Genomic DNA, 15,241 nt, shown 5'->3' with positions numbered 1-15,241 from the left:
AAGGCTTCGCCTGTGCCCTCTGAAAGAAGGCATAAATAGTTATTATGAAAAAAGGTGAAGTTTACCGGTAGATAAGAACCTCTTTATCCTTAATCTTATATTTCACATTATATAGCGCACACACGTTGCTCATTATATCTTCAAGGGTCGCTTCACTATTAAAAATAGCATTTACGCGTCTTTCTTGAAGAAGATCAGCATAACCTGTCAAACTTACATTGAATTTTTGCCTGAGCCTGATTGCCAACTCCTGTGCATTGGCATTCTCCAGAACTACGCGGCCATCTATCCATGCCATCGCATTCTGGTAATCGCAAACATTCTTGGAAAAACGACCAACGGAGCTGTCGTAATTTATTTGTTCATTGGTCGTAAGCATGCCCAATAGTTGCTGTTCATTACTTACTTCTACCTTTCCGCTACGAACCGAGACGGTTTGTTCCTTTAGCCCATTGTATGCCTTTACATTGAAAGATGTTCCTTTTACTTTTACCTGCAGATCTTTACTGTATATAATGAATGGCCTGTCAGGATCTTTGGCCACATCAAAGAATGCTTCTCCATCTACTAACCAGACTTCTCTTTTTTGTTTGCCGAATTCAGATTCTTTGATGCCGAGTTTTGTCCCTCCGTTGAGATGGATAATAGACCCGTCACTTAATGTTACTTGTTTAATTTCTGAGTAATCCGTTTCATAATATACAGGTTGTATATCAACATGGAAATATTCCCGATAACTCTTATTTCCCTTACCAATAGAAGTTATATATAGGCCTGTCCCTAAAACCAGAATAAAGAATACAGCTACCGCAGCATATCTGTAAATTATTGTATATCCTGCTCTTTTTGCAGTCTTTTCGTCTGCGTGTTTATCCACATTCAGGCCTAGAGTGAAGAAGATATTTTCCTTAACCCTTTTGCTGCCTTCTTCCACCTGAGACGAGTTTGTAGGAAATCTCTTTTTAGTATCTTCGGGATTCCAGTTCTCTACAATGTTCTTTTCCTCGTTATTGGCTTCTCCCTTGAAATATCGGTGAAGTAATATTGATACCCAGAGTAGCGGATCGTTTTTTTTCATTCGTTTTATATTTCTGTTTTATATTTCTGTTTTATATTTTCTGCCATCTATATATTAATCGAAATAAGAAGAAGCGAATCGGGCAGAAATCGGGTTACATTATTGTTACTTTGTGAAAGTAGTTTGTAATATTCATATTGATAGTATTTTAGTATATGTTGTCAAATATTTGCGACTTATTTTTCATAATTATTTTTTTCGTAACTGTAATGTAATACCGGGCTCTTAGATTTGTATACAATTATCTAAACATTCAAGTTTCATGTTCGATAAAAAATTATTAGAAGCGATTGCAAAAAAGGATGTAAAAGCTTATAATCAATTTTATAATAAATATTCAGATTGGTTATATGACTGGGCTTTAGGAAGAATCGGGGATGAGGACATAGCAGACGATATATCTCAAAATTTTTGGATTTTGTTATGGGAAGAACCCGAGATTGTAAAATTAGACGAAAATGCTTCGGCAAAGAGATTCCTGCTCCATCTGTTCAATCTCAGGATGATCGATTACCTAAGGGCGGCATCAACACGATTGTTGTCCCTTAAAGGACAACGTTCGATTGCAGAGATATCGGAAATATCCTCTTATACTCATGTATATGAGGATTTTGAACTAACGGAGTTCAATAGCATCATCAATTCTATTATTGCCGGCTTACCTGAAACTCTGCAAGAAATATTCACTCTTTTATATAAAGAAGAATTGTCTATCAAGGAAACGGCAAAAAGATTGAATATGAATGAAAAAACGGTGAGCTATAAGTCGAAAAAGACGATTGCCCTTATCCGCGAAAAACTCGAATTATTACAGTCGGATGATGCTGAGAACCTGGGTAAGTTAGAATCTTTTACTTCCTTATTAATATTATTATCTTTATTAAAATAACAAAACAAACAGTTTTTATGAAAAAAATATTACTTACTACATTCTTATTGACAAGTTTATTTAATTTGTCGGCACAGCAAATAGCAAAAGGATATGTATTTGAAGACATAAACAACGACGGACAAAAAGAAAAAAAAGAAAAAGGGATCGCCAATGTTGCCGTATCGAACGGAACGGATGTTGTATTGACAGATTCCGAAGGTAAATATAATTTACCTGTAGGTGATGATAATATCATCTTTGTAATAAAACCAGCCGGATATAAAATTCCTGCGAATGAATATAACTTCCCGAAATCTTACTATATACATAAACCTAAAGGGTCGCCATCATCTTTTTATAAAGGAGTAGAGCCGACAGGCGAATTGCCGGAATCGATAGACTTCGGCCTTATCAGATACAATGAACCGGAAGTTTATTCTTCATTTATCTTTGGTGACTCTCAGACCTATTCTGAACAGGAAGTGGAATATTTTACAAAAGGTATTGTAAATGAGGCAAAAGAGAGAAGCGGACTTAGCTTCGGCATTACGTTAGGAGACCTTGTAGGGGATAATCTGAATCTGCATTTATCATACAAAAAGGCCATTAAACAAATGGGATTACCCTGGTATAACGTCATTGGTAATCATGATATGAATTACGATGCCAAGGAAGATATATTCTCTGACGAAACATTTGAATCTAATTTTGGCCCGGCGAACTATTCTTTCAATTATGGAAAAGTGCATTACATTGTACTGGACGATATACTTTATCCTAACCCTGTTACAGGCAAGGAGTATATGGGGGGATTGAGAGAAGATCAATTGAAATTTATAGAAAACGATCTTAAATTTGTACGGCCGGATCAACTTATAATTATCAGTATGCATATACCACTATTAGACAGGCGGGACAAAGATGCCTTCAGGGAAACAGACAGGCAACAATTGTACTCGTTGTTGAATAGCTATCCGAATGTATTGGTATTATCTGCCCATACACACATTCAGTCCCATAATTTTATCGGAAAAGAAGATGGGTTGAACAGAGAGAAACCGATTCATGAATATAATGTGGGAACTTCCTGCGGAGACTGGTATTCAGGAGCACTTAATGCTAAAGGCCTGCCAACGTCTACAATGCGCGACGGAACGCCTCAGGGGTATGCAATTGTAAATATAAAAGGCGACAAATATACATTGGACTATAAAGTAGCCGGGCAGCCGGACGATTACCAGATATCTATATATAATCCCAAAGTGGTACCTTATAAAGGAAGATGGATCACATCGGGGATATATGCCAATTTCTTTATGGGATCAAATAACGACAGTGTAGAATACCGTGTCGATGAAGGGCCATGGACAAAAATGACAAAAATAGATGATTATGATCCTGCCTATTACCGTTATATGCAGGACTGGGATTATTCGGACGAAGTGAAACCTGTAAGAAGACCTTCGAACGCGCAGATATGCCGCCATTTGTGGCGTGCCAGTATACCAAGTAATCTCCCGGTAGGGGAACACCGTATAGAAGTTCGGGCAACTGATATGTTTGGACGGGTATTTACTCAAAACAGCAGTTATCAGATAAAGGAACTTCCTAAATAAAAAACACTACTTAACTCGGAATAAGCGGCTAGAGATTAGTCGCTTATTTTTTTATATAGCAACCTGGTTTTTAAGTATCGTATAATACTGCATTTGTAAAATATTAGCAAAATTGTAATAGTCCGGTCACCTGCCGGTAACTGTATTTATGTTGCTTTGAACTGTATATAGAAAAGCATATAAACAAATTAAAAACTTGCTATGAAGCTTACCAGTTTATTATTCAGTTTACTACTTATTATCTGTTTTAATGTAACGCTTAGTGCGCAACAAAACAGGATATCCGGAAAAATGACAGATGATAAAGGAGAGGTCTTAGCCGGAGTCAGTATTATAGTTAAAGGTACCAGAACCGGAGTTAATAGCGATCAGGAAGGGCTGTTCACTCTTTCGAATGTAAAAAAACAGGATATCCTTGTTTTTTCGTTATTAGGCTATATTACAAAAGAGATACAAGCCAACGAGAATATGGCGGTGACTTTACAGGAAGATACACAACTACTGAATGAAGTGGTTGTAACTACTCAAAAAAGGAGCCAGAGCAATATTGAAGTCCCGGCTGCGGTAAGCGCATTATCCGGCGAAAATCTGACAGCCTTGAATGTTAGGCAATTGGATGAATTGTCGGAATACATTCCGGGTATGCAGATGCAATTGCAAAGTCCCAACAATCCAGGTTATGTGATCCGCGGGGTAACGTCAGACGACGGAGATTCCCGGTCGCAACCCAGAGTCTCTGTTTTTCAGGACGGTATATCTATATCCCGATCCAGAGGGTCAGCTGTAGAGTTGTTCGACCTGGAACGGATAGAAGTAGTTAAAGGTCCTCAGGGAACACTCTTTGGGCGTGGTGCGGAAATAGGGGCATTACACATCGTGCGCCATAAACCTGTAAATACTTTGGGTGCAGAGGTTACTCTTGGATACGGGTCTCATAATCAGAAGTTAGCTTCCGGATTTATAAATACTCCCATAATAAAAGATAAATTGTTAAACCGCTTTTCATTCAATTATGAAGACCGGGACGGTTTTATCAGGAATCTTTCGGGTGGTGATCTGAATGGTAAAAGTACCTGGGCAGTCAGGAACTCTACGCGGTTGTTTGGTGGAGAAAACACAATTGCCGATCTTATTTTAGACTATCAACGGGACAATTATCCCGGAACTTCTTTCAAAAACGGACAGTATGCCCCTGCCGGAGGAAATACAGACCCGAATACGATGGCAGACCTGGAACAAGGTAAAAATCTTTATATAAAAAGAAATGTCGGAGGAGCCGGCCTCTTAATTGATCATACACTTGATCCAAACTGGAAATTCTCTTCTATATCCGGATTTCGTGCGTTCAACTCAGACGAATCGTTCGATGCGGATGGTACCGCAGCCCCTATTCTTTGGGTGTCGGAAAAAGCGAAAGGGACACAGCTAAGTCAGGAATTCCGCTTTAATTATGACAATAAGGATAATTTTTCAGGCTTTGTCGGAGCGAGTTATTTTTACGAAAACAATTCTCAGGAAGTACCGATGCGTATTAATGAGCAAAGCTTATATCCGGCCTATATTTCTCCTGTATTGAAAAAAATGCTGACCGACCAGTTCGCGGCAACAGGATTTTTGTCTGAAGAGCAGGTTGCGGGGATTGCCGATATGCTATTTCCTCCTATTCCTGCATTAACAGATGGCAAGCCGAATTATGTAAGTAATATTCCCGATATCAGAACTACATTAGAACAGGTATTCAGTGCTCAGATGGGTATGCCTCTGAAACTGGAGCAAATATTCGCGCAATTGCCTTTAGAGACACGGCAACAACTGATCGGAACCATTGATTTGCTCTCCAATCATCCTATAAATGCTTACCATGAGGAGACGTCTAAAAATACAGGTATAAATAACGCGGCAGAGTTTTTTGCCGACGGCACATATAAAATTACTTCCAGGCTGGGACTTACCGGCGGTATCAGATTAAGTTACGAACATCAGAAAGGATCATACGAATCGGCCGGTTCAGCACAGCCAAGTATATTTGGACAACTGATGAATCAATCTCCTAATTTGTTGAATCCTGTTTCGGACGGGAAAATCTCAGCATCAAAAGACTATTTCTCTTATGTCGGACGTTTGGCATTAAACTATATGTTTAACCGGAACAATATTTATGCAAGCGTATCACGGGGCAGGCGTCCGGGCGTCGTTAGCGTGTTACCTTCTGAAACGACTTATCTTCAACCTGAAATTATCTGGAGTTATGAAACCGGAATAAAAGGGAATGTGTTCAGAGGTAGGCTTAACTATGATTTCACCATGTTTTATTATGACTGGAATCATTTCCAGACCACTTCGTTAAAGACGATCGAAGGCAGCCTCACACCTCAATATCAGGCTAATGATGCAGGTAAAGCTCATAGTTTCGGCATTGAAACGGGCTTGAGATATCATTTTATGCCTCAGTTAAGTGCGTTTGCAAATTACGCATACATTGATGGCAAATTTAATAACGAAGATGAAGACGGGAATCCCCAGGAATATGCAGGGAATAGATTCCGGCTTACCCCCAAACATACTTTTTCGTTAGGGGTCGATGCGAATATACCATTGAAAGGCGGACAAACTATATTTTTACGTCCCGCATATTCTTATAAATCGAAGGTCTATTTTGAGGATGACAATACAGAGTTGTTGAGCCAAAAGGGTTACGGACTATTTAATTATACAGCCGGAATTGGATTTAAAATGAATAAGTTGTATTGTGAGTTCAGCACTTATGGTAAGAATGCTTTTGATAAGAAATACATTATTGATGCCGGAAACAGTGGCAATACCATAGGCATGCCGACATTTGTGGGAGGTAATCCCGGTCAATACGGGGTACAGATTAAAGTAGGATTCTAAAATTATAATACAGCAATGAAAAAGATCTTTTTATTTATTATATTATCGGTTTCATTTCCGGTAATGAACGCTCAGGTTAAAACGGATTTGCAGGATTATACAGGGCGCTATGTCTTTCCGGAAGGCAGCCTTGCTGAGGACGCTGTTATTTCAATCGTAAATGATACGGTTCTCAATATTACAGCCTCAGTAGGAGAATGCGACCTGAAATATGTTGAGGGAGAAACTTTTGCCTTGCCTCAATATGGTGGGAGTATTGTATTTAATCGCAATGCGGAAAATAAGATTGATGGTTTCACAGTCTCGATACCGATGGCCGGCATAGATAGTCTGGAAGCCCGTAAAGAGGTTAAAGTCCCGTTTGAGGCTTGTATCCACAGCGACAACAGGGACAGGCAGCCGGATAAGATGGCCATAACTATGATAAGTAGACAACCCCGGACCCTGATAAAGATCAAAACGCGGGAGGAAACGGAATTATAACGGATTATCCGGACCTGCTGGCTAAAATAGCTGAATCCGGAAATCAGGTAAACAGAAGAGAAGAGTTTGTTTGGTTATAGCTGCCTGCTATATTGGTTAGGCAGATCAAAAACTTGGTATTTGATCCAGTCAGCCCACTCCTGGTGGGCTTTCTTTTTATCAAATGTTTGCCAGCAGACAGGCTTTCCTATGTATAGTGTAAATGAATTGCCCTTTTGTTTAAAAAACTCATTAGCAAAAAGCAATACCTCAAAGTTGACTTTTGACCGAATCCATTTACGGAAGTTCTCTATATTATAAAATAAGTTTGAATTTCTGGCTTCAAAATATAGAGGTACAACATTTCTATGATGCTCAATGGCCGCTTTTATGAAATTCTTGCGCCATTCATGATCTACAATCTTCCTCTTTGACCGGGAAGCCGTTACCCCTGCGGGGAAAACTATCAAGTGACTGTCCGACCGGTAAAATTCTTTTATCATATGAATACTGTCCCTATTCTGTCTCTGATGTCTGTATATCGGTAAAAACATTTCTTTCAGAGGGTCCAGAACAGTAAGAAACTCATTTGCATAAAATTTGATATTACCGTTATATTGATGGCCTAATATATGGGCAATACAAATAGCCTCGGCTCCACCTTGAGGATGATTGCTGACAAAGATTAACTTCTCATTACTGACAGATGGCGGAAGGCATTCTTTTCCAATGACATTGCAGGAGAAGCGGAGCTGCTCCATGCACGAGTCTATAAAATCAAGATTTTTCTTCCCCCTGGCATTTACAAAAAGTATATTTATATCATCTATCCGTGCTATCTTTTTTAAAAGTTTGATAACTATTTCAGGAAGTTTTTTTTCCAGCCTTTCAGAAAGCAGATTTTTTATGTTGATTTTGTATGGTTCCGGTCCTTGCATAAATTAGGATATGTTTACTTCATATTAGATTTTAAACCTGTAAAAACTTTATAATAATCATTTACCATTCTTTCCCAATTAAAGTTTGCTCTTGTAAATGAGCTGAATTCTGACCTGTACTGATTGAAAGATTCATGTTCCCTTTCCCCAATCATATAATTTAATTTTTCAGCCCAGGCTCCGGCATCATTTGATGGTAAAAGAAAGCCGTTCTTACCATCGATAATAGCATCCGGAATACCATCTATATCAGATGCCAGCACCAGTGCTTTGTTGACAGATGCTTCAAGACATACCAATCCAAAACCTTCCATGTCTCCATCTGTTGCAATATTGGGCATCAAAAAGGCTTCAGCTCTACTGAAAAGCATTTGGATCTCGGAATAGGATAATCTTCCCAAATGTTTAATGTTTTCGGATTTATATATGATTTTCCTCAATAACTTTTCGTCAGAAAAATAACCCGAAAATAACATTAGTTTATTTCTGAATATTGCAGGAAGCATGTAAATAAGCCTCTCCTGTAATCTTATTTTGTTATGAAACGGTCCTGCGATTATCAGATAGAATTGGTCTTGCCTCAATAACGGAAATACATGTCCGGCAAACCATGAAAAACCTTTTCGTTTGACAGGTCTGCCCAGCAGCATCAAAATTTTTCTGTTTGATAGACAGATACCTTTTTCAGATAGCCAGGTTGTAAATATTTCTTCCGGAATTTCCTGAAACATCGAAATATCCACGCCATTAGGGATGACAGTTATCTTGTCCCGATCTAGCCCAGAATCAATTGCTTTCCGGGCAGTCGCATTGCTTACGGCAATCAGGCAATGGTAATAGTTGAGCCGGGTAAGGATGTATTTATGATATAAGCGACTTGGGAAAACTACATCAAGCCCATGCAATGTAACTACATATGCAATATTTTTTGGAAGATTCAGAAATGAGCAAAAGCAGGCTATGAGAGCATCATTAAAGTAAATGATATTTATACCGGGATTCTCTTTACATACTCTTTTTATCTTTCGTCCTAATGTTAAAAAGAATGTGAATTTTGATCCTTTCCTGTCAAAAACAAGGCGATGGGTTTTACTCTTTTTCTCCATGCCCGTTACCAGTTCGTAACATTGTTTTTCCATTCCCCCAGTTGATGGCGGAAATTTATGACTCACGAATAATATTTCCATGATTTTCGGATATCTTTTTCCTGTTTCTTATATACAGATAGAATATGAGAGCTATTCCACTCCAGAACAATTGCCGGGCTCGTCTAAGAATGGAAACCGATAACCATAAGTGGGGAGAAGATATTCCTATCAGATGTAAGACAAACTTATTTATCAGTTCCTCTATGCCTAATTGCCCGGGAATAAATGATACGGTTGATTTCAAAACAATAATTATAGTATCCAAGAACAGGCCGTCCAAAATATCTACATTGTACTGTAAGAAATACAGTATGAAAAATAATTCCAGAGATCCCAGTATCCAGTGGGCAGAGAATAATAGAAATGCCAATATTGTTTTTTGGGGCCGCATACGGATATAGCTGGCTAACAGAGACCGCATTTTGATAATACGGAGTATTACCGTCTTCCATTTTCTGTCAGGAAGAGAAGTCCTGGCATGGCGCTCTTCTTTTAACAAGAAACATATTAATACCGGAAACATCGCTAACAGTATAAAAAAACAGATATAAACCGGGTATATAATATCGGAAGGGAACCTGCCGGAAAGAAAAAAGAGAAACCAGGAGACTAATATGATTAGCAATGTAAGCTGGCTCAATATCATAAGAATACGGCTTAGCAAGACTGACTTGTAAGCTTCTTCTTCTTTCATTCCTTCCTTGATCAGGGCTTTGGCATTAAACATTTCCCCGGCTATTGCGCTTGTTGGATTAAACAATGTGATCGTATTGCCGATGTGTCTTACCATAAATAATTTAACGAGCGGGAACCTATCAGGACAATCGATGCAATACTTCCAACCTAATGTACCCGAAATATATGCCAGAAAAGTAGAGATAATTATAAAAGCCGAATAGATGCCTAACTGCCTTATCAGGAGAATAGACTCCTTTATATTGGTTCCTTTTAGAAAAAAGACAAAGCAAATGCATATACTGATAATAAGTAAGGTTTGTAATAATCTTCTCATCCTTATGCTATATATAGATCGAAGGCTAATGATTTTAAATCATTAAAATATGCCGAGACCAGATTTTCCCAGACGTATTTTTTACTTGTCTCCACTGCATTTTCTGACAATTGTTTTGCTAATCTGCTATTTTCCAATATCTTCACAATATACTCCAGGTAAGAATCTGCATCATATGGGGCGCATTTAAACCCATTGTATCCATCCTTGATAAAGTCCTTGCTGCCACCTTTATTTGCGATAACGCAGGGAAGCCCTGAAGCCATCGCTTCAAGTACAACATTACCGAAGGTTTCCGTTACCGAAGGGAAGAAAAACACATCAGCGGAGGCATAAACCTCCGATAGCCTGTCATGCCCCATATGGCCGAGAAATACAGCTTTAGGCATCTGTTCTTCAATTTCATCTCTTGCAACACCTTCACCTATAATGATGAAGTTATATTTGAGGCCTTGCTGTTCTATTGATTGATAGAGTTCGATCATTGTTTGTAAATTCTTCTCCCAAACGAGCCTGCTTACGAACAAGATACAAGGATAGTCATTCCCTGTAAGTTCTCTCATTAGTTCAGGATTTCTCTTGCCCGGGGAGAATATGTTTCGGTCGATGCCTCTTTCCCATAGTTTCATTAGGTTAGGATTTATTCCCTCATGAGCAAGCTCCTCTATGATTGAAGTTGATGGGACATAAACCGTTTCACACTGGTTATAGAAGGTTCGAAGCATATCTCTGACCCGTTGCTTGGTAAAATCTACCAATAAGGGGAATTTCTTTATATAATAATCAACATAACTTATAAAATGAGTATGATAGATCGTAACTACCGGTATATCTAATCTCCTGGCGGTCTTCAAAGCATAATTACCCAATAGGGAAGGAGTGGAGATATGAATAACATCCGGAGAAAAATCTTGTAGTTCTTTATCTAATCCCGTTTTTTGCAATAAGGGTGTGGCAAACCTGTAACTTTTATTACCGGGGACACCCATTGTAGGGACATGGATACACTTGAAATTCCCTATCTTATCCGGTCCAAGTCCGCATATGAATAAAAAATCGAACTGGTCGGAAGGGATTCTGTCTATTAACTGGAACATAGTTCTCGAAGCCCCGTCAAAATCCCCAATTAAGATATCTGCGAAAAACACAACCTTTATCTTGTCCATTTGTATCTGTTTTTATTCGTGAGACAAATTCTGCTAATGTCTGAGACAAAGGATGGTATTTTATATTATCATATGACGACAAGATGGTTAAAAATCAATTAAGCTGATGCAAATCGGGGTTAAACACTATAAATTTCCGGTAATTCGTTACCTCCTTTCTATCCATCTTCTGATGTATTGAGAATGCTGTATGTTATTCCATATCCTGCCATTGTATAATATATCGCTGAATGCCGCGCCCGGCCATGCAATGTGAAACAGCGTACTCTTTATTTGAGCAACCCGGTAGGAGGGTAGCCGAATTGTTTTTTGAAGGCAAAAGAGAAATGCGACAGGTTTTCAAAACCTACTTCATAGCAAACATCGATAGGTTTCTTCTTTTTCTCGGCAAGCTGGTAGTGAGCCAGTTCCAGCCGTTTCCTTGTAAGCCACCGCTGTGGAGTGGTATTGAATACTTTTTTGAAATCCCTCTTAAAAGTTGCCAGACTCCGGCCTGTAAGGTAACTGAATTTTTCCATTGGTAAATTAAACATGAAATTCTTTTCCATATAGTCTGCCAGGTTGATTTTACCGGGCTCTTCAAAATTTGCCAACACATTGTCGATACTCTCGTCCATGACTCTGAGAATACTGATAGCTTCGGTAATCTTGAGGGAAGCGATATCCGGTGGAATTTCTTTCATCTCAAAGTAAGGTAACAAGGACGCAAGACAGCTTTCGAGCAACGGATGGTCCTTAAAGCAGTAGATCTTTTGAGACTTAAAGACCTTGGGCCTGACATTCAGGTTTAGGTAGTAATCTCTGAGCCTTTCCACGGATAAATGCATCACTACTGTTTTATGAGGTTGCCCGTCTTTGGGATAATTGATGATCGTAGCTAATTGATTTCTGGGGATCAGGAAAATATCACCCTTACTGAAGTGATAGGTGGTGTCTGATTGCACGATTTTTGTTTCCCCTGAAAGGAACCATACCAGCATATGTTGGTCGAACATGATGTCTGACTTAAAAAAATTGTCTTCATAACAGGATAATTTTATATCCTCCGTTATATATCTGGCTTTATATTCCATACCCTATAGAATTCATCAACAAAGTAAAGTGTGATTACAAAGATAAAAAGTATTATGCAATTTACTTTGTTTAAAAGATCATTCTTTTCTTATTGACCGGATCAACTGATATTAAATACGATACCTGTCATATCTTCGCTTAACTTCCACAGCTTTTTGGCATTGTCTTCGTCCAGAGAATAGGGTTTTACTCCTCCTGGCACCGAAGGATCGGAAGCCAGTTCCGCTATGTCACCATCTTCGCAATATACACCACCCACATTATTCAGTCTCGAACTGGTGGCACACCAAACAGTTGTGGCGGCACCTTGAGGTATTGTTTTCAATGATGAAGTTATTTCCGGCAGTAAGTTCCCTTCCGCATCACAGAAACCCATTTTTTGAAACAACTCACGCGGTGCTTCTCTTCCCAGCTCTGTCCCTCCGATTGAGCCGGGATGTACCGCATAAGCCCTAACCTTTGATAGCTTGGCCCGGTTGTCCAGTTCAAGGGAAAACAGATTTACAGCCGTCTTTGATTGTCCGTAACCTTGCAATGTATCATATTCCCTGTTTAGGAAATTAGGATCTTCAAAATTGAAAGGAGCGAACTGGTGCCCGTATGAGCTGATATTGACTATTCTCGCTCCGCCCGCTTTTTGTAAGGCCGGCCATAACCTTGCCGTAAGGTGAAACTGGGCTAGATAATTGGTGGCCAATTGAGATTCAAAGCCTCGGCTATCCCTGCGAAGCGGTACCCACATGATCCCCGCATTATTGATGAGAATGTGAAGAGGTTTGCCTGAAGCAAGAAATGTTTCAGCAAAGGTGTCAATAGACACGGGATTCATCAGATCCATAGGCCTTATTTCTATATTGGCAACACTTTGTAAGTTATTCTTAGCTTTTTCAATATCCCGTACAGGAACAATAACCCTGGCTCCTGCGGTTGCAAGTGTTCTGGCTGTTTCCAAACCAATCCCGGTGTTTCCTCCCGTTACTACGGCGATTTTTCCTGTGAGGTCAATGCCTTTAATTACATCGCTTGTATTCGATTTTGCGTTAAATCCTGAACCAATAGGTTTTTGTAACGCTCCCTGATTATTATTCCGTTTCATTTCTTATATGTTTTGTTAGAGCAAAAGTAGATAGTATTAGTAGTATTGACTTTGTTTAAAAGATCGAATTGGCTTTGTTTAAAAGATCATGCTTCATTTGAAATATTTATTGATTAATTAATATAATCTCTTATCGGATATCATCCCTATTTTAACAATATACTTTCTGTGGCCATTATTAAATTAACCTATATTTACAGTTAATAGTTAAAAGGTAACAAAAGTAACACAAAATCAGTGAACAGTTAGCAGTCATCAGTTAACAGAATTAGCTATTAGCGGATAGCTTTTAGCCGTTAGCGGTGCGAAGTGACAAAACCCGTAACTGTCAACTCAAAAAAGGTAACAAAGGTAACAGATATATCAGTAAACAGTAAACGGTCAGCAGTTAACAACCCGTATCTTGTATCTTGTCTACTCGTAACTTGTAACTTGTAACTTGTAACTGCCCAAAGGGCGCAGAAATAACATTCGCCGAAGCGAAGGCGAGGCAAACTCGTAACTATATCAAAAAAGTCACAAAAGTTACACTTTTATCAATTATTTTCTCTCCTCAAAGCCAAGGTTTCTCTCCTCAAAGCTAAGGTGGGGGATTGAGGGGGCTCGTTCATTCTTTCAAAGAGCTATCAGCTAAAGGCTATTGGCTTAATATATAGATAAAGTATTTTCTAAAAAACAAACAATCATTTCATGGTAATATCCACTCATGATGGGGATTTACTATAAATAAAAATACCCGCTGAAAAAAATCAGCGGGTAGTATGTCTATCCTGATTATTTATTTACTATTCTTCAAGAATTCTAATTCCTGTTTTAACAACGCTTTTTCCTTGTCTATTTCATGCTTTTCTTCTAACAACCGCATTTCTTTCTCGTAATGCTCTTTTTGCATATTAAGCAGTTTGGTTGTCATTTCCATTACTTGTTCCAGTGGATAGTAATTAAAAACTTGAGATTGGTCACCTTGATTCACTACATCTTGTGATTTTTCAGCAGAATGTATGGTAGTGTCATTGTAATAATTCTTCGTTGCACTCTGGAAATCAAAATTTCTCAAAAAATCTGCACTTACATCCAAAGCAAGCGCAATCCGGTCTAATATTTCATTTTCAATTACTTCTTGATTTTCTATTTTGGATATTTCACTTTGTTGTTTATTTATTTTATCGCCCAGGTCCTGTTGGGATAGGCCTTTAAATTCTCTGGCAAACCGGATATTCCTACCCTGATGTATGGAGTTTTTTTTCTCAACCACTTCATTCATAAATTTTTTCGTTATAGATAATGTCCAAAATTAACATATTCTATCAAGAAAACATGATTGTTTATCGATTTTTTTTTAAATTACATTTTGTGAGATTAAAAATCAGATTGATAGTATATTATACTTTGATAATTGTATATGTAGAACATTGAATCTAACTTTGTCTGCATAAAATTATACTTATGGAAATAATACCCAGGCTTACAGAAATTCAATACTATCGATTAACTGCTCCTGAACTTCCACGTGCTTTGACCAATGTATATAAAAACATGCCCTTTTGCCGGCTTTATAAAAAACGGGAGGTTTAAGGTTTACTATAAAATACCCAAATGAAACTGAGATGAAGCACTTTCATATTAATTATAGTAAACTTCAAAAAATCTATAAAGTTGACCTATGTTTTAGCATGAATTATATTCTGAATTCAAATAGAAAAAGTCTGTTGTCCGGACATATTCTTTTTAATAAATTTTTTAAATGAAATATGTATATAAATAAAGAATTATCTATTATTTTTGTAAACTAAATGCGGTATTTATTGATACTTTTCAATAAAAGAACCTTTTCTACCTGACAAAAAATTGTTTGTATAGTAAAATGTCTCTTATCTATATAAGAGTA

12 protein-coding genes are annotated in these 15,241 nt (G+C 38.1%); 4 read left to right on the top strand and 8 right to left on the bottom strand.

The features are described 5' to 3' along the window. Window positions 1-61: 61 nt before the first annotated feature. Window positions 62-1,078 carry a FecR family protein gene (locus ACYQ3L_RS19130; protein ID WP_379993711.1) on the bottom strand — a complete coding sequence of 339 codons (1,017 nt, stop codon included), beginning with the start codon at window positions 1,076-1,078 and terminating at the stop codon, window positions 62-64. Between the two features lie 262 nt (window positions 1,079-1,340). Here ACYQ3L_RS19130 and ACYQ3L_RS19125 point away from each other — a divergent pair, with 262 nt between their 5' ends. From ACYQ3L_RS19125 to ACYQ3L_RS19110, 4 genes are all read left to right on the top strand, one after another. Next, window positions 1,341-1,967, top strand: coding sequence for an RNA polymerase sigma factor (locus ACYQ3L_RS19125; RefSeq protein WP_379993710.1), 627 nt, complete (start codon window positions 1,341-1,343; stop codon window positions 1,965-1,967). A gap of 17 nt (window positions 1,968-1,984) precedes the next feature. Then, entirely contained in the window at window positions 1,985-3,565 is a 1,581-nt protein-coding gene (locus tag ACYQ3L_RS19120; protein WP_379993709.1) for a calcineurin-like phosphoesterase C-terminal domain-containing protein, read from the top strand. A 201-nt stretch (window positions 3,566-3,766) separates the two neighbouring features. After that, window positions 3,767-6,457, top strand: coding sequence for a TonB-dependent receptor (locus tag ACYQ3L_RS19115; protein WP_379993708.1), 2,691 nt, complete (start codon window positions 3,767-3,769; stop codon window positions 6,455-6,457). A 15-nt stretch (window positions 6,458-6,472) separates the two neighbouring features. After that, window positions 6,473-6,940 carry a hypothetical protein gene (locus tag ACYQ3L_RS19110; RefSeq protein ID WP_379993707.1) on the top strand — a complete coding sequence of 156 codons (468 nt, stop codon included), beginning with the start codon at window positions 6,473-6,475 and terminating at the stop codon, window positions 6,938-6,940. 74 nt (window positions 6,941-7,014) lie between these two features. Here ACYQ3L_RS19110 and glsA read toward each other — a convergent pair whose 3' ends face one another. The 7 genes from glsA to ACYQ3L_RS19075 all read right to left on the bottom strand — a co-directional run bounded on the left by glsA (window position 7,015) and on the right by ACYQ3L_RS19075 (window position 14,617). After that, a complete protein-coding gene (gene glsA, locus ACYQ3L_RS19105; RefSeq protein WP_379993706.1) occupies window positions 7,015-7,857 on the bottom strand; it encodes a 1-acyl-sn-glycerol-3-phosphate acyltransferase in 843 nt (280 codons plus the stop codon). A gap of 14 nt (window positions 7,858-7,871) precedes the next feature. Then, entirely contained in the window at window positions 7,872-9,044 is a 1,173-nt protein-coding gene (locus ACYQ3L_RS19100) for a glycosyltransferase family 4 protein (RefSeq protein WP_379993704.1), read from the bottom strand. Continuing rightward, complete coding sequence (locus tag ACYQ3L_RS19095; RefSeq protein WP_379993703.1) at window positions 9,019-10,017, bottom strand: lysylphosphatidylglycerol synthase transmembrane domain-containing protein; 999 nt, start codon at window positions 10,015-10,017, stop codon at window positions 9,019-9,021. Before ACYQ3L_RS19095 ends, ACYQ3L_RS19100 begins: the two co-directional genes overlap by 26 nt. Before the next feature lie 2 nt (window positions 10,018-10,019). Continuing rightward, the gene (locus ACYQ3L_RS19090) at window positions 10,020-11,183 is read right to left on the bottom strand and encodes a glycosyltransferase family 4 protein (protein WP_379993701.1); all 1,164 of its coding nucleotides are present in this window, start codon (window positions 11,181-11,183) and stop codon (window positions 10,020-10,022) included. Between the two features lie 269 nt (window positions 11,184-11,452). Continuing rightward, window positions 11,453-12,256 carry a helix-turn-helix domain-containing protein gene (locus ACYQ3L_RS19085; RefSeq protein ID WP_379993699.1) on the bottom strand — a complete coding sequence of 268 codons (804 nt, stop codon included), beginning with the start codon at window positions 12,254-12,256 and terminating at the stop codon, window positions 11,453-11,455. Between the two features lie 101 nt (window positions 12,257-12,357). Beyond that, on the bottom strand, window positions 12,358-13,353 hold the full coding sequence (locus ACYQ3L_RS19080; RefSeq protein WP_379993698.1) for an SDR family NAD(P)-dependent oxidoreductase: 996 nt from the start codon (window positions 13,351-13,353) through the stop codon (window positions 12,358-12,360). Between the two features lie 778 nt (window positions 13,354-14,131). After that, a complete protein-coding gene (locus tag ACYQ3L_RS19075; protein ID WP_379993697.1) occupies window positions 14,132-14,617 on the bottom strand; it encodes a helix-turn-helix domain-containing protein in 486 nt (161 codons plus the stop codon). Between the last annotated feature and the right edge of the window lie 624 nt (window positions 14,618-15,241).

The organism is Dysgonomonas termitidis (assembly GCF_054657735.1).
This window is presented reverse-complemented; position numbering and strand designations above follow the sequence as displayed.

Coding starts and splice junctions, on each gene's coding strand:
- ACYQ3L_RS19120 (WP_379993709.1), top strand. CDS start 1,985: ATGAAAAAAATATTACTTACTACATTCTTATTGACAAGTTTATTTAAT.
- ACYQ3L_RS19085 (WP_379993699.1), bottom strand. CDS start 12,256: ATGGAATATAAAGCCAGATATATAACGGAGGATATAAAATTATCCTGT.
- ACYQ3L_RS19115 (WP_379993708.1), top strand. CDS start 3,767: ATGAAGCTTACCAGTTTATTATTCAGTTTACTACTTATTATCTGTTTT.
- ACYQ3L_RS19090 (WP_379993701.1), bottom strand. CDS start 11,183: ATGGACAAGATAAAGGTTGTGTTTTTCGCAGATATCTTAATTGGGGAT.
- ACYQ3L_RS19075 (WP_379993697.1), bottom strand. CDS start 14,617: ATGAATGAAGTGGTTGAGAAAAAAAACTCCATACATCAGGGTAGGAAT.
- ACYQ3L_RS19130 (WP_379993711.1), bottom strand. CDS start 1,078: ATGAAAAAAAACGATCCGCTACTCTGGGTATCAATATTACTTCACCGA.
- ACYQ3L_RS19095 (WP_379993703.1), bottom strand. CDS start 10,017: ATGAGAAGATTATTACAAACCTTACTTATTATCAGTATATGCATTTGC.
- ACYQ3L_RS19100 (WP_379993704.1), bottom strand. CDS start 9,044: ATGGAAATATTATTCGTGAGTCATAAATTTCCGCCATCAACTGGGGGA.
- ACYQ3L_RS19110 (WP_379993707.1), top strand. CDS start 6,473: ATGAAAAAGATCTTTTTATTTATTATATTATCGGTTTCATTTCCGGTA.
- ACYQ3L_RS19080 (WP_379993698.1), bottom strand. CDS start 13,353: ATGAAACGGAATAATAATCAGGGAGCGTTACAAAAACCTATTGGTTCA.
- ACYQ3L_RS19125 (WP_379993710.1), top strand. CDS start 1,341: ATGTTCGATAAAAAATTATTAGAAGCGATTGCAAAAAAGGATGTAAAA.
- glsA (WP_379993706.1), bottom strand. CDS start 7,857: ATGCAAGGACCGGAACCATACAAAATCAACATAAAAAATCTGCTTTCT.